Origin of the sequence: Streptomyces sp. NPDC048411 (assembly GCF_040704695.1) — a bacterium.
In the GTDB taxonomy this organism is placed as follows: domain Bacteria; phylum Actinomycetota; class Actinomycetes; order Streptomycetales; family Streptomycetaceae; genus Streptomyces.
In genome coordinates this window covers 50,953-73,352 of sequence record NZ_JBEZKL010000018.1, presented here as the reverse complement: position 1 = coordinate 73,352, position 22,400 = coordinate 50,953, and the positions used below count along the sequence as shown (strand labels likewise).

Annotated in this window: 17 protein-coding genes, 2 tRNA genes and 1 pseudogene; 4 read left to right on the top strand and 16 right to left on the bottom strand. The window is 69.8% G+C overall.

Annotated elements, in window-relative coordinates; translation table 11 throughout:
• Window positions 1-194 precede the first annotated feature (194 nt).
• Both AB0915_RS09860 and lepA read right to left on the bottom strand, forming a co-directional pair.
• Window positions 195-2,084, bottom strand: a complete 1,890-nt coding sequence (locus AB0915_RS09860) for an AMP-binding protein (protein WP_366690578.1) — start codon at window positions 2,082-2,084, stop codon at window positions 195-197.
• 327 nt (window positions 2,085-2,411) lie between these two features.
• The gene (lepA, locus tag AB0915_RS09855) at window positions 2,412-4,286 is read right to left on the bottom strand and encodes a translation elongation factor 4 (RefSeq protein WP_366690577.1); all 1,875 of its coding nucleotides are present in this window, start codon (window positions 4,284-4,286) and stop codon (window positions 2,412-2,414) included.
• 215 nt (window positions 4,287-4,501) lie between these two features.
• Here lepA and rpsT point away from each other — a divergent pair, with 215 nt between their 5' ends.
• Window positions 4,502-4,768, top strand: a complete 267-nt coding sequence (rpsT, locus tag AB0915_RS09850; RefSeq protein WP_030921110.1) for a 30S ribosomal protein S20 — start codon at window positions 4,502-4,504, stop codon at window positions 4,766-4,768.
• A gap of 365 nt (window positions 4,769-5,133) precedes the next feature.
• On the opposite strand, the gene holA is transcribed toward rpsT, so the two are convergent.
• Window positions 5,134-6,123 carry a DNA polymerase III subunit delta gene (holA, locus tag AB0915_RS09845; RefSeq protein ID WP_266985789.1) on the bottom strand — a complete coding sequence of 330 codons (990 nt, stop codon included), beginning with the start codon at window positions 6,121-6,123 and terminating at the stop codon, window positions 5,134-5,136.
• 83 nt (window positions 6,124-6,206) lie between these two features.
• Here holA and AB0915_RS09840 point away from each other — a divergent pair, with 83 nt between their 5' ends.
• Together AB0915_RS09840 and AB0915_RS09835 are read left to right on the top strand one after the other, a co-directional pair.
• Window positions 6,207-6,452, top strand: coding sequence for a hypothetical protein (locus tag AB0915_RS09840; RefSeq protein WP_366690576.1), 246 nt, complete (start codon window positions 6,207-6,209; stop codon window positions 6,450-6,452).
• Window positions 6,453-6,516: 64 nt separating this feature from the next.
• On the top strand, window positions 6,517-7,155 hold the full coding sequence (locus AB0915_RS09835; RefSeq protein ID WP_366690575.1) for a LysE family translocator: 639 nt from the start codon (window positions 6,517-6,519) through the stop codon (window positions 7,153-7,155).
• 78 nt (window positions 7,156-7,233) lie between these two features.
• Here AB0915_RS09835 and AB0915_RS09830 read toward each other — a convergent pair.
• From AB0915_RS09830 to AB0915_RS09785, 10 genes and pseudogenes are all read right to left on the bottom strand, one after another.
• Window positions 7,234-7,356 (bottom strand): annotated as a pseudogene (locus AB0915_RS09830) (IS5/IS1182 family transposase); the annotation flags it as partial.
• Window positions 7,357-7,363: 7 nt separating this feature from the next.
• Entirely contained in the window at window positions 7,364-8,248 is an 885-nt protein-coding gene (locus tag AB0915_RS09825) for a YceI family protein (RefSeq protein ID WP_366690574.1), read from the bottom strand.
• Window positions 8,249-8,607: 359 nt separating this feature from the next.
• Window positions 8,608-11,160, bottom strand: coding sequence for a ComEC/Rec2 family competence protein (locus tag AB0915_RS09820; RefSeq protein WP_366690573.1), 2,553 nt, complete (start codon window positions 11,158-11,160; stop codon window positions 8,608-8,610).
• Entirely contained in the window at window positions 11,157-12,233 is a 1,077-nt protein-coding gene (locus tag AB0915_RS09815; RefSeq protein ID WP_366690572.1) for a helix-hairpin-helix domain-containing protein, read from the bottom strand. Before AB0915_RS09815 ends, AB0915_RS09820 begins: the two co-directional genes overlap by 4 nt.
• A 102-nt stretch (window positions 12,234-12,335) precedes the next feature.
• Window positions 12,336-13,181 (bottom strand): DegV family protein, encoded by an 846-nt coding sequence (locus AB0915_RS09810; RefSeq protein WP_366138805.1) that lies wholly within the window; start codon window positions 13,179-13,181, stop codon window positions 12,336-12,338.
• A 231-nt stretch (window positions 13,182-13,412) separates the two neighbouring features.
• Entirely contained in the window at window positions 13,413-14,162 is a 750-nt protein-coding gene (locus AB0915_RS09805) for a hypothetical protein (RefSeq protein WP_366690571.1), read from the bottom strand.
• Between the two features lie 157 nt (window positions 14,163-14,319).
• Entirely contained in the window at window positions 14,320-17,193 is a 2,874-nt protein-coding gene (leuS, locus tag AB0915_RS09800; RefSeq protein WP_366690570.1) for a leucine--tRNA ligase, read from the bottom strand.
• 580 nt (window positions 17,194-17,773) lie between these two features.
• A tRNA-Ala gene (locus AB0915_RS09795) sits at window positions 17,774-17,846 on the bottom strand.
• 126 nt (window positions 17,847-17,972) lie between these two features.
• Window positions 17,973-18,206, bottom strand: a complete 234-nt coding sequence (locus AB0915_RS09790; RefSeq protein WP_018487125.1) for a hypothetical protein — start codon at window positions 18,204-18,206, stop codon at window positions 17,973-17,975.
• 217 nt (window positions 18,207-18,423) lie between these two features.
• Entirely contained in the window at window positions 18,424-19,791 is a 1,368-nt protein-coding gene (locus tag AB0915_RS09785; protein ID WP_366690589.1) for an MFS transporter, read from the bottom strand.
• 348 nt (window positions 19,792-20,139) lie between these two features.
• On the opposite strand from AB0915_RS09785, the gene AB0915_RS09780 reads away from it, so the two are divergent.
• Window positions 20,140-20,919 (top strand): helix-turn-helix transcriptional regulator, encoded by a 780-nt coding sequence (locus tag AB0915_RS09780; RefSeq protein ID WP_366690569.1) that lies wholly within the window; start codon window positions 20,140-20,142, stop codon window positions 20,917-20,919.
• A gap of 93 nt (window positions 20,920-21,012) precedes the next feature.
• Here the strand turns inward: AB0915_RS09780 and AB0915_RS09775 are convergent.
• From AB0915_RS09775 to rsfS, 3 genes are all read right to left on the bottom strand, one after another.
• A tRNA-Ala gene (locus AB0915_RS09775) sits at window positions 21,013-21,085 on the bottom strand.
• Between the two features lie 156 nt (window positions 21,086-21,241).
• Window positions 21,242-21,898, bottom strand: a complete 657-nt coding sequence (locus AB0915_RS09770) for a histidine phosphatase family protein (protein WP_366690588.1) — start codon at window positions 21,896-21,898, stop codon at window positions 21,242-21,244.
• On the bottom strand, window positions 21,895-22,326 hold the full coding sequence (rsfS, locus tag AB0915_RS09765) for a ribosome silencing factor (RefSeq protein ID WP_366690568.1): 432 nt from the start codon (window positions 22,324-22,326) through the stop codon (window positions 21,895-21,897). Before rsfS ends, AB0915_RS09770 begins: the two co-directional genes overlap by 4 nt.
• Window positions 22,327-22,400: the final 74 nt, after the last annotated feature.

Genomic DNA, 22,400 nt, shown 5'->3' with positions numbered 1-22,400 from the left:
GCACGGCCTGTCTCTTGCCGTGTGCCGCTGACGACACGGACAGAGTGACAGACCGGCCCTGTTCATAAGCGCCGAGTTACCGAAGTGAACAGAGAAGGACGCCGGACCGTTTGTCAGAACCGGCGACGCGAAACGACGGTGCGGACGGGGCAGCTCACCCCGTCCGCACCGCGCGCGCTTCGTGACGCCTCGCGTTATGCCTCGCGGGCCCCCACGTACATCTCGTCGATGAGGTTCTTGTACTCGCGCTCGACGACCGGCCGCTTGAGCTTGAGGCTCGGCGTGAGCTCGCCGTGCTCGACGTCGAGGTCGCGCGGCAGCAGCCGGAACTGCTTGATGGTCTGCCAGCGCTGCAGCCTCTCGTTGAGCCGCTTCACATAACCGTCGATGAGCTCCACGGTCTGCGGGGACGCGACCACGTCGGCGTACGGCTTGCCCGCCAGGCCGTTCTCGGCGGCCCAGCCGAGGACGCTCGGCTCGTCGAGGGCGATCAGAGCGGTGCAGTAGTTACGGTCCGCGCCGTGCACCAGGATGTTGGAGACGAACGGGCACACCGCCTTGAACTGTCCCTCGACCTCCGCCGGGGCGACGTACTTGCCGCCCGACGTCTTGATCAGGTCCTTCTTGCGGTCGGTGATCCGCAGGTAGCCGTCCACCGAGAGCTCGCCGATGTCACCGCTGTGCAGCCAGCCGTCGGGCTCCAGCACCTCGGCGGTCTTCTCCGGCTGGCGGTGGTAGCCCTGCATGATGCCGGGGCCGCGCAGCATGATCTCGCCGTCGTCCGCGATCCGTACCTCGGTGCCAGGGAGCGGCTTGCCGACCGTACCCGTGCGGTAGGCCTCGCCCGGGTTGACGAAGGAGGCGGCGCTGGACTCGGTGAGCCCGTACCCCTCCAGGATGTGAATGCCTGCGCCGGCGAAAAAGTAGCCGATCTCGGGGGCGAGCGCCGCCGAGCCGGAGACACAGGCGCGGAGCCGGCCGCCGAAGGCCTCGCGGATCTTGGCGAAGACGAGCGCGTCGGCGACCTTGTGCTTGGCGCCGAGTGCGAACGGTACGGAGGCCGTGCCGGTGCGCCGGAAGTTGTCCTGGGACACCTTGGCGTACTCGCGGGCGACCCCGGCCGCCCACTGGAAGATCTTGTACTTGGCGCCGCCACCGGCCCGCGCCTTGGACGCGACCCCGTTGTAGACCTTCTCGAAGATCCGGGGCACGGCGGCCATGTACGTCGGCTGGACGACCGGCAGGTTCTCGATGATCTTGTCGATCCGGCCGTCGACCGCGGTCACGTGACCGACCTCGATCTGGCCGGAGGTGAGGACCTTGCCGAAGACGTGCGCGAGCGGCAGCCAGAGGTACTGGACGTCGTCCTCGGTGATCAGGCCGGTCGCCACGGTGGCCTTGGCCATGTACGACCAGTTGTCGTGCGGCAGTCGCACACCCTTGGGGCGGCCGGTGGTGCCCGAGGTGTAGATCAGAGTGGCCAGCTGGTCGGCGGAGATCGCGCCGACCCGCTCCTGGACCACGGACGGGTTCTTCGTCAGGAGCTCGGCGCCGCGGGCCTCCAGGTCGGCCAGCGAGAGCACCCAGCCCTCGGGGTCGGCCGCGTCGGGCTCGACGCCCTGCGGGTCGATGACGACGACATGGGAAAGCTCCGGCAGGTCGGCGCGGCGCTCACGGGCCTTGGCCAGCTGGCCGGCGTCCTCCGCGATCAGCACCCGGCTCTCCGAGTCGGCGAGGATGAACGCCGACTCCTCGGCGTTCGTCGACGGGTAGATCGTGGTCGTGGCGGCGCCCGCGCACATCACACCGAGGTCGGCGAAGATCCACTCGATGCGGGTGGCGGAGGACAGCGCGATCCGCTGCTCGGGCTCCACACCCAGACCGATGAGCCCGGCGGCGATCGCGTACACACGTTCCGCGGCCTGTGCCCAGCTCACCGACTTCCACTCATCGGGGCCCTGGCCAGTGGCCGACGGGACCGGGAAGCGGTAGGCCTCCCCGTCCGGAGTGGCCGCCACGCGCTCGATGAAAAGGCCCGCCACGGAGGGCGGCCGGTTATCGATCATGGTCTGTGTGTCGCTCACGACATCCTCCGGGCCTGCGGCAGTGCTTCACGACCGATTGGTGGTTGCTGCGTGCTGCTGCTTGTTCCTGCTTGGGTACGTCCGTCTGCGTGCTTGTCCTGCGTGCTTGTCCGCGCGGATGGTTCCGCTTGTTTAACTGGCGAGTAACCACGAAGCCGTGATCAGGGTAGAGCGCCCGCGTCCGCCGCGTAAGAGGCAATCGGACGCCGCTTCATAACGAACGGGCCCCTGTACCGCAGCATGCTGCGGTACAGGGGCCCGTTGGGCTACCACCCAGTAGCGGGTACGGAGGCCGGAGCCTGCCCAAACGCGGGAATCCGCCGGGAACTACTTCTTGCCCTTGCCCTCGCCGCCCGACTCGTCCGTCGACAGCACGGCGATGAAGGCCTCCTGAGGCACCTCCACATTGCCGACCATCTTCATCCGCTTCTTGCCTTCCTTCTGCTTCTCCAGCAGCTTCCGCTTACGGGAGATGTCACCGCCGTAGCACTTGGCGAGGACGTCCTTGCGGATGGCGCGGACGGTCTCACGGGCAATGACCCGGGAGCCGATGGCGGCCTGGATCGGCACCTCGAAGTTCTGCCGCGGGATGAGCTCGCGCAGCTTGGCGACGAGCCGCACGCCGTACGCGTACGCCTTGTCCTTGTGCGTGACCGCGGAGAACGCGTCGACCTTGTCGCCGTGCAGCAGGATGTCGACCTTGACGAGCTGGGCGGTCTGCTCGCCGGTGGGCTCGTAGTCGAGCGAGGCGTACCCGCGGGTCTTGGACTTCAGCTGGTCGAAGAAGTCGAAGACGATCTCGGCGAGCGGCAGGGTGTACCGGATCTCGACCCGGTCCTCGGAGAGGTAGTCCATGCCGATCAGGGTGCCGCGCCGGTTCTGGCAGAGCTCCATGATCGCGCCGATGAACTCGCTGGGGGCGAGGACGGTGGCGCGCACGACCGGCTCGTGCACCTTGTCGATCTTGCCCTCGGGGAACTCGCTCGGGTTGGTGACGATGTGCTCGCTGCCGTCCTCCATGTCCACGCGGTAGACCACGTTGGGGGCGGTGGCGATGAGCTCCAGACCGAACTCGCGCTCCAGGCGCTCGCGGATCACGTCGAGGTGCAGCAGACCGAGGAAGCCGACACGGAAGCCGAAGCCGAGGGCCGCGGAGGTCTCCGGCTCGTACACCAGGGCGGCGTCGTTGAGCTGGAGCTTGTCGAGGGCCTCGCGCAGGTCGGGATAGTCCGAGCCGTCCAGCGGGTACAGCCCCGAGAACACCATCGGCTTGGGGTCCTTGTAGCCGCCCAGCGCCTCGGTCGCGCCCTTGTTCAGGGAGGTGATCGTGTCACCGACCTTGGACTGCCGGACGTCCTTCACACCGGTGATGATGTAGCCCACTTCGCCCACACCGAGACCGTCGGCCGGGGTCATCTCCGGGGAGGAGACACCGATCTCCAGCAGCTCGTGGGTGGCGCCGGTGGACATCATCTTGATGCGCTCGCGCTTGTTGAGCTGACCGTCGACGACACGGACGTACGTGACGACGCCGCGGTACGAGTCGTAGACCGAGTCGAAGATCATCGCGCGAGCCGGTGCGTCGGCCTTGCCGACGGGCGCGGGGACGTCCCTGACCACCCGGTCCAGCAGGGCGTCCACACCGATGCCGGTCTTCGCGGAGACCTTGAGGACGTCCTCGGGCTGGCAGCCGATGAGGTTGGCCAGCTCCTCGGAGAACTTCTCCGGCTGCGCGGCCGGCAGGTCGATCTTGTTGAGCACCGGAACGATGGTGAGGTCGTTCTCCATCGCCAGGTAGAGGTTGGCCAGCGTCTGGGCCTCGATGCCCTGCGCGGCGTCGACCAGCAGGACCGTGCCCTCGCAGGCGGCGAGCGAGCGGGAGACCTCGTACGTGAAGTCCACGTGGCCCGGAGTGTCGATCATGTTGAGGACATGGGTGCTGCCCTGGCCCTCGCCCGTGGTGGGCACCCAGGGCAGACGTACCGCCTGGGACTTGATGGTGATGCCGCGCTCGCGCTCGATGTCCATCCGGTCGAGGTACTGAGCGCGCATCTGCCGCTGGTCGACCACACCCGTCAGCTGAAGCATCCGGTCGGCAAGGGTCGACTTGCCGTGGTCGATGTGCGCGATGATGCAGAAGTTGCGGATCAGCGCCGGGTCGGTACGGCTCGGCTCGGGCACGTGGATAGGAGTCGCGGGCACGCAGGGTCCTGATTCTTGAGACGCCGAACGCCGTGTCTCGGGTCGATGTCGGGTCGGTCGGATCGATACGTAGCTTCCATGGTCCCACGACCGCGGGGCAGAGACCGGTTTGGGCCGGTCGGAGCGCGACTGGTACCGTTGACAGCTGTGCTTCGTGGCCCTTTCGGGCGGCGCGGCACACATCGAAGATCCAACGAACCTGAAAAGGCTCTTTCGTGGCGAACATCAAGTCCCAGATCAAGCGGAACAAGACGAACGAGAAGGCGCGCCTGCGCAACAAGGCCGTCAAGTCCTCGCTCAAGACCGCGATCCGCAAGGCCCGTGAGGCTGCCGCTGCGGGCGACGTCGAGAAGGCCACCACGGCTGTTCGCGACGCTTCGCGCGCGCTCGACAAGGCTGTCTCGAAGGGCGTCATCCACAAGAACGCCGCCGCCAACAAGAAGTCGGCGCTGGCCTCCAAGGTTGCCGCCCTCCAGGGCTGAGCTTTCTGATGTAACCGCCGGAACGGACCAGCGGGCCCTCTCTCCCGCCCCTGCCCGGCCCCCGCGCCGCACACCGAACCTGCGTTCGCCACGCGGGTGCGGCGCACCAAGCGTGAAACCGAGGCCTCGGCCATCGTTCTCCCCAGAGCGACAGCCGGGGCCTTCGGCATGCCCGGACATGCCGGTCCCGTCAACCCCGCCCGTCGATCGACGGCAACACGTCAACCGCCCGGCCCGCACCCCGCGTCTCCGCGCCAGGGGTGTCCGGCGGCTCAGAGCCCGGCCGTGATCCGCTGAATACCGTCCAGCGCTGTGACCGGCAACATTTGCCTCGCGACGGGGCAAAGCCTGCCGGGGCAGAGCAACTAGCGCCGCCCGGCCCGCGCCGCCCGCGCAACAGCGACCACGGCCTTCTCCAGGGCGTACTCGGGGTCGTCCCCACCGCCCTTCACGCCCGCATCCGCATCCGCGACCGCCCGCAGAGCCGCCGCCACCCCGTCGGGCGTCCACCCCCGCATCTGCTGCCGCACCCGGTCGATCTTCCACGGCGGCATGCCCAGTTCGCGCGCAAGATCCGCAGGCCGGCCCCCGCGCGCCGAGGACAGCTTGCCGATCGCCCGCACGCCCTGCGCCAGCGCACTGGTGATCAGCACCGGCGCCACCCCGGTCGACAGCGACCAGCGCAATGCCTCCAGCGCCTCCGCCGCCCGCCCTTCCACCGCCCGGTCGGCGACCGCGAAGCTGGACGCCTCCGCACGACCTGTGTAGTAGCGCCCGACGACCGCCTCGTCGATCGTGCCCTCGACATCCGCGACCAGCTGGGACACCGCGCTCGCCAGCTCCCGCAGATCGCTGCCGATGGAGTCGACGAGCGCCTGGCACGCCTCGGGGCTCGCAGAACGCCCCAGCGCCCGGAACTCCGACCGGACGAACGAGAGCCGCTCCGCAGGCTTCGTGGTCTTCGGGCAGGCGACCTCCCGCGCACCCGCCTTGCGCGCAGCGTCCAGCAGCCCTTTGCCCTTGGCGCCGCCCGCGTGCAGCAGGACGAGCGTGATCTCCTCGGCCGGGGCGTCGAGGTAGGCCTTGACGTCCTTGATCGTGTCGGCGGAGAGATCCTGCGCATTGCGCACGATCACCACCTTGCGCTCGGCGAAGAGCGACGGGCTCGTGAGCTCGGCAAGGGTGCCCGGCTGGAGCTGGTCGGAGGTGAGGTCGCGGACGTCCGTGTCGGCGTCGGACGCGCGGGCTGCCGCCACCACCTGCTGCACCGCACGGTCGAGGAGGAGGTCCTCCTGGCCCACGGCGAGCGTGAGGGGGGCGAGCGGATCGTCGGTGGAATTCCTTCTGGTGGCCATCGCCGTCCAGCATCCCACGCCCCTCTGACAGCCCGCCTTCGACGCCTCCCCGCGCACCCGTCGCCGTACCGGAGAATGGGCAGGTGAGCGATGTGAGACATGTACTGGTGCTACCCGACCGCGATACCGCGGAGGAGGTGGCCGGGGAGCTCGCCGACCGTTTCGGGGTCGCCGAGGAACCTCAACTCGTACGCGACGCGCTGGCCGGCGAGGACGACGCGGAGGACGCCCAGTGGCTGGTGGTCGTGGAGGACGCGGACGGCCGGCTCGACCCATCGGCACTCGACGCGCTGGCGACGGAGTACGAGGGCTGGCTGGAGGCGCCATAGAGCCTGTTTCTTCGACCGGTGGCACGAACCGCACCGCTGATCACGTGGCGTAGCCTGGCCTTCCATGGCAATAAGCAACGCGCTGTGGCCCTTCGCCCTGGTTGTAGGGCTTCTCACGCTGACTCCCGGACTGGATACCGCTCTGATCTTGCGTACCTCGGCCGTGGGCCGACGCAGGAGAGCCTGGGGCGTCGTCCTTGGAATCCAGTCCGGCACTCTGCTGTGGGGTGTGCTCACCTCCCTCGGAGTGACCGCACTTTTCACGGCCTCCCACCTCGCCTATGTGACGTTGCGCTGGGTCGGCGCCGCCTATCTGGTCTGGATGGGCGCCCGCATGCTCCGCGACACCTTCCGGGGGCTGCCCGCCACCGGCACGGACGACTCCGCCCTCCTTTCCGGCACGGACTCGTTCGTCGGTGGCTGGCGGCAGGGAGCGCTCACCAACCTCCTCAACCCCAAGATGGGTGCCTTCTACGTCGCTGTCCTGCCCCAGTTCATCCCGGCTGGCACGAGCCACTTCACGATGGGGCTCCTGCTCGCCTCCGTACACATCCTCATCGGTCTGATGTGGTCGGCCGTCCTCGTCGGCTTTGCCCGCGTGCTGCACGGCTGGCTCCGCAAGCCGCAAGCCCGCCGCCTGCTCGACCGGATCACCGGAACCGTCATCGCCGCCTTCGGTATCCGGCTGGCTCTCGGCGACTGAGCATCCGGCCCGCCCTCGTCCGCAGCCCGGCTCAGTGCCGACCCACATCAGAATGGCGGCAAGGTGAAGTGCGGCCTGGTAAGCGATAGCGAGTTTGTCGGTTCGTTTGGCCAGGCCGCGCCACTGCTTGAGGCGTGCGATACATCGCTCGACGGTGTTGCGCTGCTTGTATCCCTCAGCGTCAAAGCCGGGCGGGCGGCCTCAGAGCTCAGCCCTTGGGGACGATCTGGATGTCCATGTCGATGGCGATGCTGGAGCCGACGGCGGCGATACCGCGGGCCAGCATGGTCTGCCAAGTGAGGGTGAAGTCCTCACGGTGCAGCTCGGTGGTGGCCCGGCAGGCCGCCCTGGTCTCCCCTTCCACACCGTTGCCGACGCCGAGGTACTGGGTGTCCAGCATTACGGTACGGCTGACGCCGTGAAGAGTGAGCGCGCCGCTCACGCCCCAGCGGCTGCCGCCCCGGTGAACGAAACGGTCGCTGTAGAACTCCATCGTCGGATAGCGCCCGACGTCGAAGAAGTCGCTGGACCGCAGATGGTCGTCGCGCATCTGCACGTTGGTATCGATCGACGAGGCATCGATGATCACGTGCATGGCGGAGTCCTCCATGCGGTCGGCGATCCGTATCGCACCTGCGAATGTGTTGAATCGGCCATGGATACGGGCCAGCCCAATGTGGCGGGCCGTGAAGCCGATCTGCGAGTGGTTCGGCTCGATCACCCACTCACCGGGGTCGGGCAGCTGTGGGGGCGCGGCCACCTGGAGCATGACGTCCCCGAGCCCCGAGTGGCCGCTCTCGGAGACCGTGGCCGAACCGTGGAACGGGGTGAAGCCCTCGGCCGTGACAGCCAGCCGGTAGTCACCTGCCGGTACGGCGGCGAGGACGTTCCCGAAGGGGTCCGTCTCACCGCCGACGACCTTGCGGCCCGCACTGTCCGTCACGACGAACTCGGCCTGCTGAACAGCCTCGTTGACCGGATCAAGGACGCGGCAGCTCAGGACTCCCGCGGTGCGCGGCACCGCGAGTCCCACGAGCGGGTTGCCCTGCGCCGCACCCGTTGCGTTTTTTCTTCCCAGCCAACGGCCGAACATCTTCACTTACCCCCGGGGGAGATTCACCTTGGGGCCGTACGGCTGGACGTCGTTGTCGGAGCAGCGGCCCGCCGACGAGCATGCATTCGATCACTCTTGGGGTGTTCGAGGCAAACGGAGGGACTGGCAGGGGCTTGGGTGGAGGTGTTACCGAAGGTCCGAATTGAACGTTCCACTTATCTGCATCAGCGGTTGCGTGCGAAAAACTCAACCTGATGGACCGTGGGCAGCCGGTGGAGACGCACCCCGAAGTTCCGGCAGCGCTCGCAGCGCTTGCCGCGGCGCCGTCGCGAGTACGGCCGAGCGGGGTGCGGTCGGCCACCATGCGGATGCACGGGGCGCGGTCGGCCGGACGGTGGTCATGAGCGCCCGACCGCCCGCAGCCGCGACCCGGCACCCGTCACCGCGATCGCGCCGTCCACGTCCGTGCGCAGCACTACCGCTCCACCGGCCCTCAGCGCCTCGACGGTCCGGGCCGCCGGGTGCCCGTACGGGTTGTCCCTGCCCACACTCACCAGGGCGAGCCGGGGACGCGCGCTGCGCAGCAACGCCGGGTCCTGGTGGGCGGATCCGTGATGGGCGACCTTGAGGACGTCCACCCGCGGAAGCGTCGGGTACTGGTGCAACAGCCTTTGCTGGGCCGCGGGTTCGAGGTCACCGAGGAGCAATAGGCTCAGTCCGCCGGTCCGGACGAACAGCGCGACACTGGCGTTGTTGGGCTCCTCCGGTAAGGGACCTGCCGTCGCGCCTCCCGCCGGCCACAGGACTCGCCAGTCGAGCGCGCCGATACGGCGGCGCTCTCCCACTGTCGCCCGTACCAGGGGGACCCGCGCCGCGGCGGCTGTTCTGCGTACGAACGCCGCCTGGTCCGGTGGTTCGTCCAGACTGGTCGTCTGGATCGCGCCGACCGCCCTGCCCCGCAACACGCCGGGCAGACCCCGGACATGATCGGCATGAAAGTGTGTGAGCAGCAGGAGCGGTACCCGGGTGATGCCCAGGTCACGCAGGCAGCGGTCGGCCAGACGTGGATCGGGCCCGGTGTCGATCACCACGCCCTCGCCGTCCCCCGCCGCAAGCACCATGGCGTCGCCCTGACCCACATCGCACATCACGAACGCCCAGCCCGGCGGCGGCCATCCGGTCAGCACCCGGGTGAGCGGCACCGGGCGCAGCACCGCGAGGACCAGCAGCAGCGCGGCAGCCGAACAGACCCATGGGTGACGCGCGATACGGCGGGCGGAGAGCGCCGCCAGGGCCGTGAGGGCGGTCAGCAGGAGCGCTCCCCACCAGCCGTCGGGCCAGTCGATCTCCGCCCCGGGAAGAGCCGCCCCGGTGCGGGCCACGGAGGCGATCCATCCGGCCGGCCAGCCCGCGATCCGGGCGAGCAGCTCGGCCACGGGCATGGCCACCGGTGCCGCGGCGAGCGCGGCGAACCCGAGGACGGTGGCGGGTGCCACGGCGAACTCGGCCAGCAGGTTGCATGGAATCGCCACCAGGCTGACCCGCGAGGCGAGCACCACGACGACGGGCGCGCACACCGCTTGCGCCGCGGCGGCCGCACCCAGTGCCTCCGCGAGCCGGGGCGGCACCCGCCTCCGTTGCAGCGCGGCACTCCATCGCGGGGCGACCGTGAGCAGGGCGCCTGTCGCCAGCACGGAGAGGACGAAGCCATAACTGCGCGTCAGCCACGGGTCGTACAGCACGAGCAGCAGAACGGCGGCGGCAAGTGCGGGAATCAGCGAGCGGCGGCGGCCCGTACCGATCGCGAGCAGTGTGATCAGCCCGCAGACCGCGGCGCGCAGCACGCTCGGCTCCGGTCGGCACACCAGGACGAAGGCGAGCGTGAGTCCGCCGCCGAGCAGCGCGGTCATCCGCAGTGGGATGCCCAACCGGGCTGCCAGACCACGGCGTTCGACCCGGAGCGCGGCGCCGGGCGGTCCGATGAACAACACGAGCAGGATCGCCAGGTTGGCACCGGAGACCGCCATCAGGTGTGTGAGGTCGGCTGCTTGGAAGGCCTCGTGGAGTTCGGGGGTGACCCTGGAGGTGTCGCCGACGACCAGCCCCGGGAGCAGCGCCCGCGCATCGGGATCCAGCCCGTCCGTCGCGCGTCGCAGGCCCGCGCGCAGTTCGCCGGCCATGCGCTGGAGAGGAGTCGGCGGCCCGGTGACGCGAGGCGGTCCCTTGCCGTCCGGACGCAGGACCGCGGCGTTGCGTTGCCCGCTGTGCAGCGGTGGCGCGAGTCGGCCGCTCACGTGCAGCCTCGTGGACGGCAGCAGCCGCTCCCATCGCGCTGTCGAACCGGAGGGCGACACGATCAGCAGCACTGGGGTGCGGAGACGGGTGGTGGCGCCGTCGGGTGCCGTGAGCCCGGTGATCTCGGCGTCCAGGAGGAGAGCGGCCGGGGTGCTGTGGTCGCCTTGGACCTGGGGGCGGGTCCGGCGTGCGTCGGACGTGACCGTCACCTCCGCTTCGACCCTCTCGAAACGGTCGGCCAGACCGGGAACGGGCCCCTGCCGTGCGTCCGCGCCGTGCAGGCCCGCCGCCGTCGCTCCGGCCGCCGCGCAGAGCAGCACCGCGGCCGCCGCGGTGGCATGGAGCCTGTGCCGGTCGCGTCCAGCGCTGCCCTCACCGTCCTCGCACTCCCGGTGGTCGGCCGGCCGGGCGCGCGCTGCGCGGCTCGTCGAGGCCCGTGAGAGGCCGAGGAGCACCAGGGCGGCGGCGAGGCAGAGCGCCGTCCCCGCGGCCGTCCAGCGCCACGGCGCACCCACGGCGAGCGCCGCGGCGGCCCAGGCCGCGAGGGACGGCGGGACCAGCCGTAGATCGACCGGGCCCTCCTGCCGCGGGTCGGAGGCGCCGAGCCGTCGGCCCGACGCCGTATGGACGTCCGGTGGGACGTGCGGGCGGGTCATGGCCGTACCAGCGGTTGGAGATCGGCGAACCGGCGGTCGCCGATCCCGTTGACCTCACGGAGTTCGTCGACGGAACGGAAGCCGCCGTGCTGCGTGCGGTAGTCGAGGATGTGCTGGGCTAGGACCGGACCGACGCCGGGCAGGGTGTCCAGCTGTTCCACGGTTGCGCTGTTGAGGCTGACCGGCCCGGCTGCCGGGCCACCAGGGCTGCCCGTGCCGGCGCCGCCCGTGGCACCGGAGGCGAGTGCGCCGGGTGGCGCGCCGACCACGACCTGTTCCCCGTCCAGCAGCACCCGTGCCCGGTTGAGCCCGGTGATGTCCACGCCCGGCCGGACCCCGCCCGCCGCCCGTAGCGCGTCGGCCACCCGCGCTCCGGACGGCAAGGGGTAGATGCCCGGCCGCCGCACCTTGCCGCTGACGTCGACGACGATCCGCCCGTCCGGTCCCGGGGTGGCCGGTGGTCCGGGTGACGGTTCGGGGGTATGGACGGGATCCGTCATCGGGTCCGGTGCCGGAGCGTGCGCACGCTCGTTGACCGGGTCGGGCGCGCGTACGGTCTGGGGCCGTACGGACCAGAAGTGGACCGCCGCGAAAACTGCGGCAGCGACCAGTACGACGGTGAGCGCGGCAAGGGTTCTCGGCTCCAGACCGCACCTGAGCCGCAACCACATCGGGAGCCGCTCCCGCACCGCGGGCACCATCCGCTCCCACCGCCCCGGCGCAGCCGGAGCCGGGTCGACCACCCGCGCCGGCTCGTCGGACGGCGCGGCACTCCCCGGACGAGGAGCTGCCGGGGCCGGTGCGGGGGCCGTGTCCGGGGTCGGGGCCGATCCCGTCACCGACAGGTCCGCACGTCCTCCGTACGCCCCCGCCATGAGCGCGTCCGCACGCCGCCGCGAAGCGGCAGCGACCACGGCGGCGCGCCCGCGCGAAGGCTGTCGCCGCCCGGGTCCAGGACCGGGCCCGGGATCAACGCCTTGGCCCGCACCGGGCCTGCGTCGGTCCCGCACGTCCGAGGCCGCAGCGCGGCCAGGTCCACTTCCGCTGCTTGCACGATGTGATCGGGGAGCCATGCCTCACGACGCTAGGCACAGCTGCGCGAACCCGCTGAGCAGGCCCGTATCCGGTGGACAACCGACCCGTTGTGAATATCTCGCTCACTCCCAGGAGTGAGATCAACGCGGCGAAACCACTGCTCCCAGCAGACCCGGGCCGGTGTGCGCACCGATCACGGCACCCACCTCGCTGACATGCAGTTCGGCCAGTCCCGGGACTCGCACGCGCAGCCTCTCCGCCAGTCGCTCGGCGCGCTCGGGCGCTGCCAAGTGGTGCACGGCGATGTCCACCTGGCCCGTGCCCGCCCGCTCGACGACGATCTCCTCCAGCCGTGCGATCGCCTTCGAGGCCGTCCGTACCTTCTCCAGCAGCTCGATGCGGCCGCCGTCCAGCTGCAGCAGCGGCTTCACCGCGAGCGCCGACCCCAGCAGGGCCTGGGCCGCGCCGATGCGTCCACCGCGGCGGAGATAGTCCAGCGTGTCGACGTAGAAGTACGCGGAGGTGCCCGCGGCCCGCTTCTCGGCGGCCGCGACCGCCTCGTCCAGGCTGCCGCCCCCCTCCGCCGTCTCCGCCGCCGCCAGGGCGCAGAATCCCAGGGCCATGGCCACCATCCCGGTGTCCACGACCCGCACCGGCACCGGAGCGTCCTTCGCGGCAAGCAGCGCGGCATCGTACGTACCCGAGAGTTCGGCCGAGAGGTGCAGCGAGACGATGCCGGTTGCGCCCGCCTCGGCCGCCGCCCGGTACGCCGCGGCGAAGACCTCGGGGCTGGGCCGGGATGTTGTCACGGGCCGGCGCTTCTGGAGCGCCAGCGCGAGGGAGCGGGCCGAGATCTCGGTGCCCTCCTCCAGCGCCTGATCGCCGAGGACGACGGTCAGGGGCACCGCGGTGATGCCATGCCGCTCCATCGTCTGGGGTGGCAGGTGGGCCGTGGAATCGGTGACGATCGCGACATGGCGGGACATGAGCGGGAGGTTACCTGCCGGGGCGGTGGCTCGGCAGTCCGCCCCCGAGCGAGTGATCACATCCGGTCGCTTCAGGGCGCATCCTGCCACCACCAGTCACGTCGGTTCGAGCCCGACCCGACGGCCACACGCCTGTACACACCCGGACCCGACGGCCACACGCGTGCGTACCGTGCCCGCAGCCGCCCCTGCGCGCGACCGAAGTCCCCCGGTCGGGTCCGCTCCGCCGCCTCAGTTCGTCGTCTCGGGCCGCGCGGCCTTCTGCCACGGATAGCCAGTCTGCCCCCGAGGATCCCGAGCCGTGAGCGCCTCCGGCCCCTCCTCGCCGACCGGCGCACTCCACGCCCGTCCGTCCCCACCCGGGCGTGCCCCCGCGCCGGTGCCGGCCCGCCCTTCGGCACGGGCCTCCGCCCCCGCCGAAGGCTCCACAGCCTCCTCCACCGTCCAGTGCCGCAGCGCCCCCGCCTCCACGTCGATCTGCGTGTTCAGCGCCGCCAGATCGTCGTCGGCGAACTGACGTGCCCGGTCGCGCGCGGCCCACCGCAGCGACTCCGCGGAGTGCGTGATCCGCTGCGTGCGCTGCTTCAGCCCGGGCAGCAGCGAGGCGACCGTCGCCCGGTCGGGCTCGCGCTCCAGCCTCTTCAGCTCCTCGTCGAGCTCCCGCCCGTGGACGCTCAGCCGCTGGAACAGCCCCAGCGACTCCGACAGCGAGGCATCCTCGGCCACCCCTGTCTGCAGCGCCTCCTGCGTGGCCCGCATCGACGTACGCAGCGCGAGCCGGAGCTGTGCCAGCTCACCGGCCACGCCCGGCTGGCCATAACTCTTCGCCCGCAGCGCGGTGTCCTCGACGGTGCGGCGCGCCTGCGTGATCGTGCGGTCGACGCCGCGCTTCGCCGCGCCGATGACCTTGACGCTCACATAGACGCCCAGGGCCATGAGCGCGACAAAGAGCAGTCCCAGGATCAGGATCACGGCTTCCATGACGCCCCTTGATGTCGGTTCGGCTGCCGGGTACCGGCCCCTCAACCGTAAACGGAACAGGCAGGTTGGGGGTTCCGTCGGAACCCCCAACCTGCCCGTAGGGGAAAGCCCTCACACCGCCGTACGACAACCGGCGGTCAGCCTCGGATGCGGACCGTCACGCGGGGACGATGTTGACCAGCTTCGGCGCCCGCACGATCACCTTGCGGATCCCGGCCCCGTCCAGGGCCGCGACCACCGCCGGGTCGGCCAGGGCCAGCGCCTCCAGATCCTCGTCCGAGATCGACGGGGAGATCTCCAGCCGCGCCTTGACCTTGCCCTTGACCTGCACCACGCAGGTCACGGTCTCGTCCACGACGTACGCCGGGTCGGCGACCGGGAAGTCCTGGTGCACGACCGACTCGGTGTGGCCCAGCCTGCGCCACAGCTCCTCGGCGATGTGCGGCGCCAGCGGTGCGACCAGCAGCACCAGCCGCTCGGCGACGGACCGCGACAGCGGGCCGCCCACCTTGGTCAGGTGGTTGTTCAGCTCGGTGACCTTGGCGATGGCGGTGTTGAAGCGCATCCCGGCCATGTCCTGGCCGACGCCGTCGATGGCCTTGTGCAGCGCGCGCAGCGTGTCCTCGCCGGGCTCGGTGTCCACGACGGTGACCTCACCGGTCTCCTCGTCGACGATGTTGCGCCACAGCCGCTGCAGCAGCCGGTACTGACCGACGACGGCGCGCGTGTCCCACGGACGCGACACGTCCAGCGGGCCCATCGCCATCTCGTACAGACGCAGCGTGTCCGCCCCGTATTCGGCGCAGATCTCGTCGGGCGTGACGGCGTTCTTCAGGGACTTCCCCATCTTGCCCAGGACGCGGCTGACCTTCTCGCCCTGGTGGTAGAACGTGCCGTCGCGCTCCTCGACCTCGGCCGCCGGGACCGCGATGCCGCGGCTGTCCCGGTAGACGAAGGCCTGGATCATGCCCTGGTTGTACAGCTTGTGGAACGGCTCCGCCGACGAGATGTGCCCCAGGTCGTGCAGGACCTTGGACCAGAAGCGGGCGTACAGCAGGTGCAGTACGGCGTGCTCGGCGCCGCCCACGTACAGGTCGACACCACCGGTCGGCTGGCCCTCGCGCGGCCCCATCCAGTACTGCTCGATCGCCGGATCGACCAGCTTCCGGTCGTTGTTCGGGTCCAGGTAGCGCAGCTCGTACCAGCAGGAACCGGCCCAGTTGGGCATGGTGTTGGTCTCGCGGCGGTACTTCTTCGGGCCCTTGCCGTCGCCCAGGTCCAGCGTGACGTTGACCCAGTCGGCGTTACGGGACAGCGGAGTCTCGGGCTGGGTGTCGGCGTCCTCCGGATCGAAGGTGCGCGGCGAGTAGTCGTCGACCTCCGGCAGCTCCAGCGGCAGCATCGACTCGGGCAGCGGGTGGGCGATGCCGTCCTCGTCGTAGACGATCGGGAAGGGCTCGCCCCAGTAGCGCTGGCGGCTGAACAGCCAGTCGCGCAGCCGGAAGTTGACGGTCCCCTCGCCCAGGCCCTTCGCCTTCAGCCACTCGGTGATCTTCGCTTTGGCGTCGACGACACCCAGGCCGTCCAGCGAGATCTCGTCGTTGGCGGAGTTGACCAGTTTCGCGTCGTACGAGGCGAACGCGTCGTCCCACGTGGAGGTGTCCGTACCGCGGTCGTCCGACGGCTCGACGACGCAGCGCATCGGCAGCTCGAAGGCGCGCGCGAACGCGAAGTCGCGCACGTCGTGCGCCGGCACGGCCATGATCGCGCCGGTGCCGTAGCCCATCAGGACGTAGTCGGCGATGAAGACGGGCACCTTCTCGCCGCTGACCGGGTTGGTCGCGTACGCACCGGTGAAGACACCGGTCTTGTCCTTGGCCTCGGCCTGGCGCTCCACATCGGACTTGGCGGCGGCCTGCTTGCGGTACGCGGTGACGGCCTCGGCCGGGGACGCGTGTCCGCCTGTCCACACCGGGTGGGTGCCCTCGGGCCAGGCGGCCGGAATGATCCGCTCCACCAGCTCGTGCTCGGGCGCCAGCACCATGTATGCGGCGCCGAACAGGGTGTCCTGGCGGGTGGTGAAGACGGTGATGTCACCGGCGCCGTCGACGGGGAAGTCAACGCGCGCACCTTCGGAACGCCCGATCCAGTTGCGCTGCTGCAGCTTGATCGCCTCGGGCCAGTCCAGCCCGTCCAGGTCGTTCAGCAGCCGGTCGGCGTAGGCGGTGATGCGCATGTTCCACTGGCGCAGCTTGGCCTTGAAGACGGGGAAGTTTCCGCGCTCGGAACGGCCGTCCGCCGTCACCTCTTCATTGGCCAGCACGGTGCCCAGCCCCGGAGACCAGTTGACGGGGGCGTCGGAGGCGTACGCCAGGCGGTACTCGCCCAGGACATCGGCGCGCTCGACGGCGCTCAGCGCGCTCCAATCGCGGCCGTCCGGGGTCGGGCGCTCACCGTTCTCGAACTGCGCGACCAGGTCGGCGATCGGCCGGGCCCGGTCCGCCTCCGTGTCGTACCAGGAGTTGAAGATCTGCAGGAAGATCCACTGGGTCCACTTGTAGTACTCCGCCTCGATCGTCGCGAACGAGCGGCGCTTGTCGTGGCCCAGGCCCAGCCGGCGCAGCTGGGACTTCATGTTGACCATGTTGGCCTCGGTGGAGGCGCGCGGATGCGTACCGGTCTGTACGGCGTACTGCTCCGCCGGCAGGCCGAAGGCGTCGAAGCCCAGGGTGTGCAGCACGTTGTGCCCGGTCATGCGCTGGTGGCGGGCGTAGACATCGGTGGCGATGTAGCCCAGCGGGTGACCGACGTGCAGGCCCGCACCCGAGGGGTAAGGGAACATGTCCATGATGAACTTCTTCGGCCTGGCGGCCAGCTCCGCGTCGCCCGCCAGATCGCCCGTCGGGTTCGGCGCCTCGTACGTGCCGTGGGCGTCCCAGAAGTCCTGCCAGCGTGCCTCGATGTCGGCGGCCATCGCCGCCGTATAGCGGTGCGGCGCAGCCACGTCGACTGCGGAATTCGTCTCGCTCATGATCCTCAAAGCTCCATCGATCGTCATCTGCCAGCGCTTACGGAAACGAAAAAGCCCCTCGCACAGGAGGGGACGCCGCGCCGATTCCAACCAGGCATTCACACCGGTCGGGACTGATCAGCGCGGCTCGCTAAGCAGAAGGCGTACGGCACGCATGGCGTCAGGGTACCGCACGGGCCCGGAGCGCAGCCGGGCGATTCCGCTCCGTGGACGACGGCGGACGGCCGGAGCACCGGCGAGGCGGTGACGGAGCACGCACCGGGTCATGGCGGAACGTCCGGGAAGGGGAGGTTACTCCGCGTAATGCCCTCTATCGGGGCAACCGCTCAAACCCCGTACTGGTCGGTATGGAGCGACCTGGCATGCGGCAACGGGACCGCGCGCACAGCGTGCCGTGCGGCGGTGTCCGGCGCTGGCACTCCGCATCGAACAGCCGCCCGCGGAGCGACCCGCGCTGTCGCCGGGCGTCGGCCGGAAGACTCTCGGCAGCGGCCGTAGTTGGCCTGCCGGCCGTAATTGACCTGCACAGACAGGAAGCGGGCCATCCGATTCGGATGACCCGCTTCCTGCTACTTCCCTGTGGAGCTAAGGAGAATTGAACTCCTGACCTCCTGCATGCCATGCAGGCGCTCTACCAACTGAGCTATAGCCCCGTGCTGTTTTCCGCCCGGTTTCCCTGGCGACATCGAGAACATTACACGGTCACCCCGGCCCACCACCAAATCGATTCCCCCAGGAACCGATTTGCCCCAATTCCGGAAGGTTGTGCGACACAGTGCTCAGGCGGTCGCGAAGGAGTAGAAGCGCTTCAGGGTGCAGTGCTCCTCCAACAGCCGCCCGTAGATCGGCTCCCCCTCCAGCTCCCGGTACGTCTCGATCGGGTCGCCTTTTATGATCAGCGCCCGCGCACACTCCTCGCACCAGTACTGGTACTCGGCATTGATCGGATCCATGTCCCGGACAATGGGCGTACCGCTGCCACACCAGTCGCACTTCCGCCTGTGTGCACCCATGGGTCAGCTCCGGCCGTGGCCACGGGCCGTGCGCATGCGGGAGATGCCGCCGTTCTCTCTCGGAACTTCAGGAACTCCGGGAACGAGGGGCAGGTCCGCGACCTCGTGGCGGCTCGCAGGCATCGCGCGCTCCCTCCCGTTCGGTCCGTCGCCCCCTCCGGCGGTCCGATTCTGCCATGACCCCGCAAGGGGGGCAGCCCTGCTGGGAATCGACCCGTTACCGACGCCTTACGAGACCGACCGACACGCCCACGATCGCGGCCGCCGACAGCGCGAGGGAGCACACCCAAAGCGCATGGCCGGACCCGTGCGCCCCTGACGTGTCAAGGCGGTTGAGGTACAGCGTGCCGAACGTCGCGACACCGATGAGCTGACCCAGCTGAGTGACGGTCACCAGCACACCACTCGCGTCGGCGGCATCCTCGGGCCGCACGTCGGCCAGTGCGCGGGTGAGGAGGGGACTGAATGCCAGCGACACGCCCGCCCCCATGGCGACCAAAGCCGCATACAGCATGAATCCGCCGTCCCCGCCGTCGCGCATCACCAGTCCGATCCCCACCGAGGCGACGGCCACCAGGACGAACCCGACCGGAACCAGCCCCCTTTGGAGACCCGCCGGCCACCGGCGCCAGGTCAGCCCGACCGCACCGAAGACCACCGCGGTCGGTGCGAACATCAGTCCGGCGCGCAGCGCCGAGTAGCCGAGACCGCCCTGGACGTGCAGCGTCGTCGCGAAGAGGAAGCCCGCGTTGATCGCCATCACCAGGAGAATCCGCAGCGCCGCCGACGCGATTCCGGGAATACGCAGCACCCTGAGGGCGATCAGGGGTGCGCCGCCGCCAGCGGCCAGCCGTGTCTCGTACGCGACGAACCCGGTGAAGAACACAACGGAGGCGAGCAGGCAGACCCAGGACCAGCCCGGCCAGTCCAACTCCTGCCCGAGGACGAGGGGCACGACGAACAGCGTGACGGCGGCGGTGAGAAGGACCAGGCCCGGCAGATCGAGCCCACGGGCCCGCGCTCCCTCCCTGGCCTGCCCGGTACGCGGTTCGCGTGGCAGCACGCGTCGGCCGAGCACCAGCAGAACCAGCCCGATCGGTACGTTCACCAGGAAGACCGGTCGCCAACCCGCCCCGAACAGATCGGCGCTGACCAGCACCCCGCCCGCGACCTGCCCGGCGGCCGCGCCGGTGGCGAGGACCGCACTGTAGGCACCGAGCGCCCGGATGCGCGCCGCACCGGTGAAGTGCCGCTGGATCAGGCTGAGCACCTGCGGAATCATCACCGCCGCACCCATCCCCTGGGTCAGCCGGAAGGCAATCAACTGTCCGGTGTCCGCGGCCAGTCCGCAGGCGAGTGACGCAGCGGTGAAGACCGCAAGCCCGGCCAGATGGGCACGTCCGTGGCCGAGCAGCCCCCCGAGCCTGGCGCCGGTGATCAGCAGAACGGCGTATGTGATGGTGTAGCCGGCCACGACGAGCTGTAACCCGGCACCGGAGGCGCCGAGTTCGGTGCGGATCGTCGGGGCGGCGACATTGACGATGAAGGTGTCGAGCAGGGCCATGAACTGGGCGGCCAGGACCAGGGCGAGCAGCCGGCCGGGACGTCCGTCCGTGACGCCGTTGTCAGTGGTGCCGTCTTTACTGGGTACGGAACGTGGAGTTGCCTCGGATGCCGATGTCATGACTCGAAGCGTGCCGCCGGCCCCATACCGGTAACGAGAGCCCGCTGATGCTGGTACTGGCAGCACCTGGTAACTCCGCCACGGGGCACCGACCATGGGTGTGTGATGACGGTGACGACACAGCGCAACACGCAGAACACGCAGGACCACGAGCGAGATCCGGCCCCGAGCCGGCCGGCCCGGCGACGACATCAGTCGCACCGTCGGCGGTCGGAGCTCGCCGCTTTCCTGCGCAGTCGCCGGGCACGGGTGACGCCCGCCGACGTGGGCATGCCGCCGGGCCTGCGCCGCCGCACTCCGGGCCTGCGCCGCGAGGAGGTCGCCCAGCTCTCCGGGGTCGGTGTCACCTGGTACACGTGGCTGGAGCAGGGCCGCCCCATCAATGCCTCACCACAGGTGCTGGACGCCGTGGCGCGGACGCTCCGGCTGGACGGCCCCGAGCGCGAACACCTCTATCAGCTGGCGGAGGTGGCGTACGCGCCGGGCAGGCAGGCCGACACGATCGAGGTCGGCCCGGAGATCCAGGGCATCATCGACGCCCTCGACCCGCATCCGGCGGTCGTCTACAACACGAGGTACGACGTCCTCGCCACCAATGCCGCCTACCTCGACCTGTTCAACGTGCCCGCGCTGACGGAGTCGGGGGCACGGAACGTGCTGTGGGAGCTGTTCACGGTGGCCGAGGAGGACTGCCCGGTCGTGCACCGGACCCAGGAGCTGCCGATCATGGTGGCGACGCTGCGCGGGGCCTACGGGCGCCATGCCGGCGAGCCGGCCTGGGAGTCATTGGTGGAGCGCCTCTCCACGGCCAGCCCGTACTTCGCCGAGCTCTGGCGGAGCGGGGATGTCGCCCCGCCGGGTCCACGGGTGAAGACGTTCCGTCACCGGGCGGCGGAGCACGAGATACGGATGACGTCGGTGTCACTGTCCATCAACGGACTTCCGGAGTGCCGGATCGTGGCGTACACACCCGCTGACGAGGAGAGCGCGGAGCAGGTCGCGGCGCTGCGCCGACGCCGCCAAGGGTGAGTGGCCGCACCCGTGCGGGAACACAGCCGGATCCAGGAACACCTGGAGGAACGCAAGTATCCCGCCCCCTGCCGGGGACGGGATACCTGATTGTGGAGCTAAGGAGAATTGAACTCCTGACCTCCTGCATGCCATGCAGGCGCTCTACCAACTGAGCTATAGCCCCGCTGTTCGCTGTGTTTCCCTGCGTTTCCGCGCTGCGAACAAGAAGAACTTTAGCCTGTGACCAGCCAGAAAGTGAAATCCGGCCGACGCCGCCCGGAGAGACGTCTTACGGCCTCCCCCGCGACAGGGAGTGGGCTCCCCATCGTGGGGGAGGCCGTTAGGCGTAATCGCCGAGCACGGGTTCGGGCAGGGTGCCTGCGTTGTGCTCCAGCAGGCGCCAGCCGCGCGCGCCCTCGCCCAGCACCGACCAGCAGCAGTTGGAGAGCCCGCCCAGCCCTTCCCAGTGGCGCGCTTCCAGGCCGAGCAGCCGCCCGATGGTGGTGCGGATGGTGCCGCCGTGACTGACCACGACGAGCGTGCCGCCGTCGGGCAGCTTGTCGGCGTGATCGAGCACGACGGGGGCGGCCCGGTCGGCGACCTCGGTCTCCAGCTCGCCGCCGCCGCGCCGTACGGGCTCGCCCCGCTTCCACGCGGCGTACTGCTCCTCGTACCGCTCGACGATCTCTTCGTGGGTGAGACCCTGCCAGGCACCCGCGTAGGTCTCGCGCAGTCCCGCGTCATGGGCGATGTCGAGCCCGGTGATCGCGGCGAGCTCGGCGGCCGTGGCCGCCGCCCGCCGCAGATCCGAGGCGACGATGGCATCCGGCTTCAGTGAGGCGAGCAGCCGGGCGGCCCGGTGGGCCTGCCCGACGCCGGTCTCGGTGAGCTCGATGTCCGTGGAGCCCTGGAATCGGCGCTCCAGGTTCCACGCAGTCTGGCCATGTCGCCAGAGGACGATCCTGCGACCCCTGCTGCCGCTGCTGCTGCCTTTCAGCTCTGGTCACCTTCCATGCCGCCGGTGAGCTGGGCGTGCTCCGCGGCCTTCCCCCGGGTCTTGACGGCGTCCTCGGGCAGCGCGATCTCGGGGCAGTCCTTCCACAGGCGCTCCAGCGCGTAGAAGACGCGCTCCTCGCTGTGCTGGACGTGGATCACGATGTCGACGTAGTCGAGGAGGATCCAGCGGGCGTCGCGCTCACCCTCACGGCGCACCGGCTTGACCCCGAGCTCCTTCTGAAGCCGCTCCTCGATCTCGTCGACGATCGACTTGACCTGGCGGTCGTTGGGGGCCGAGGCCAGCAGGAAGGCGTCTGTGATCGACAGCACGTCGCTGACGTCGTACGCAATGATGTCGTGCGCGAGCCGGTCGGCGGCCGCCTGGGCGGCGGCGTTGATGAGCTCGATGGAGCGGTCCGTGGCGGTCACAAGCAGGCTTTCGTCGGCGGTCAGATCAACCTCTAGGGTCTCACGGACCGCCGACAGCCCACGCAGCGATCTTC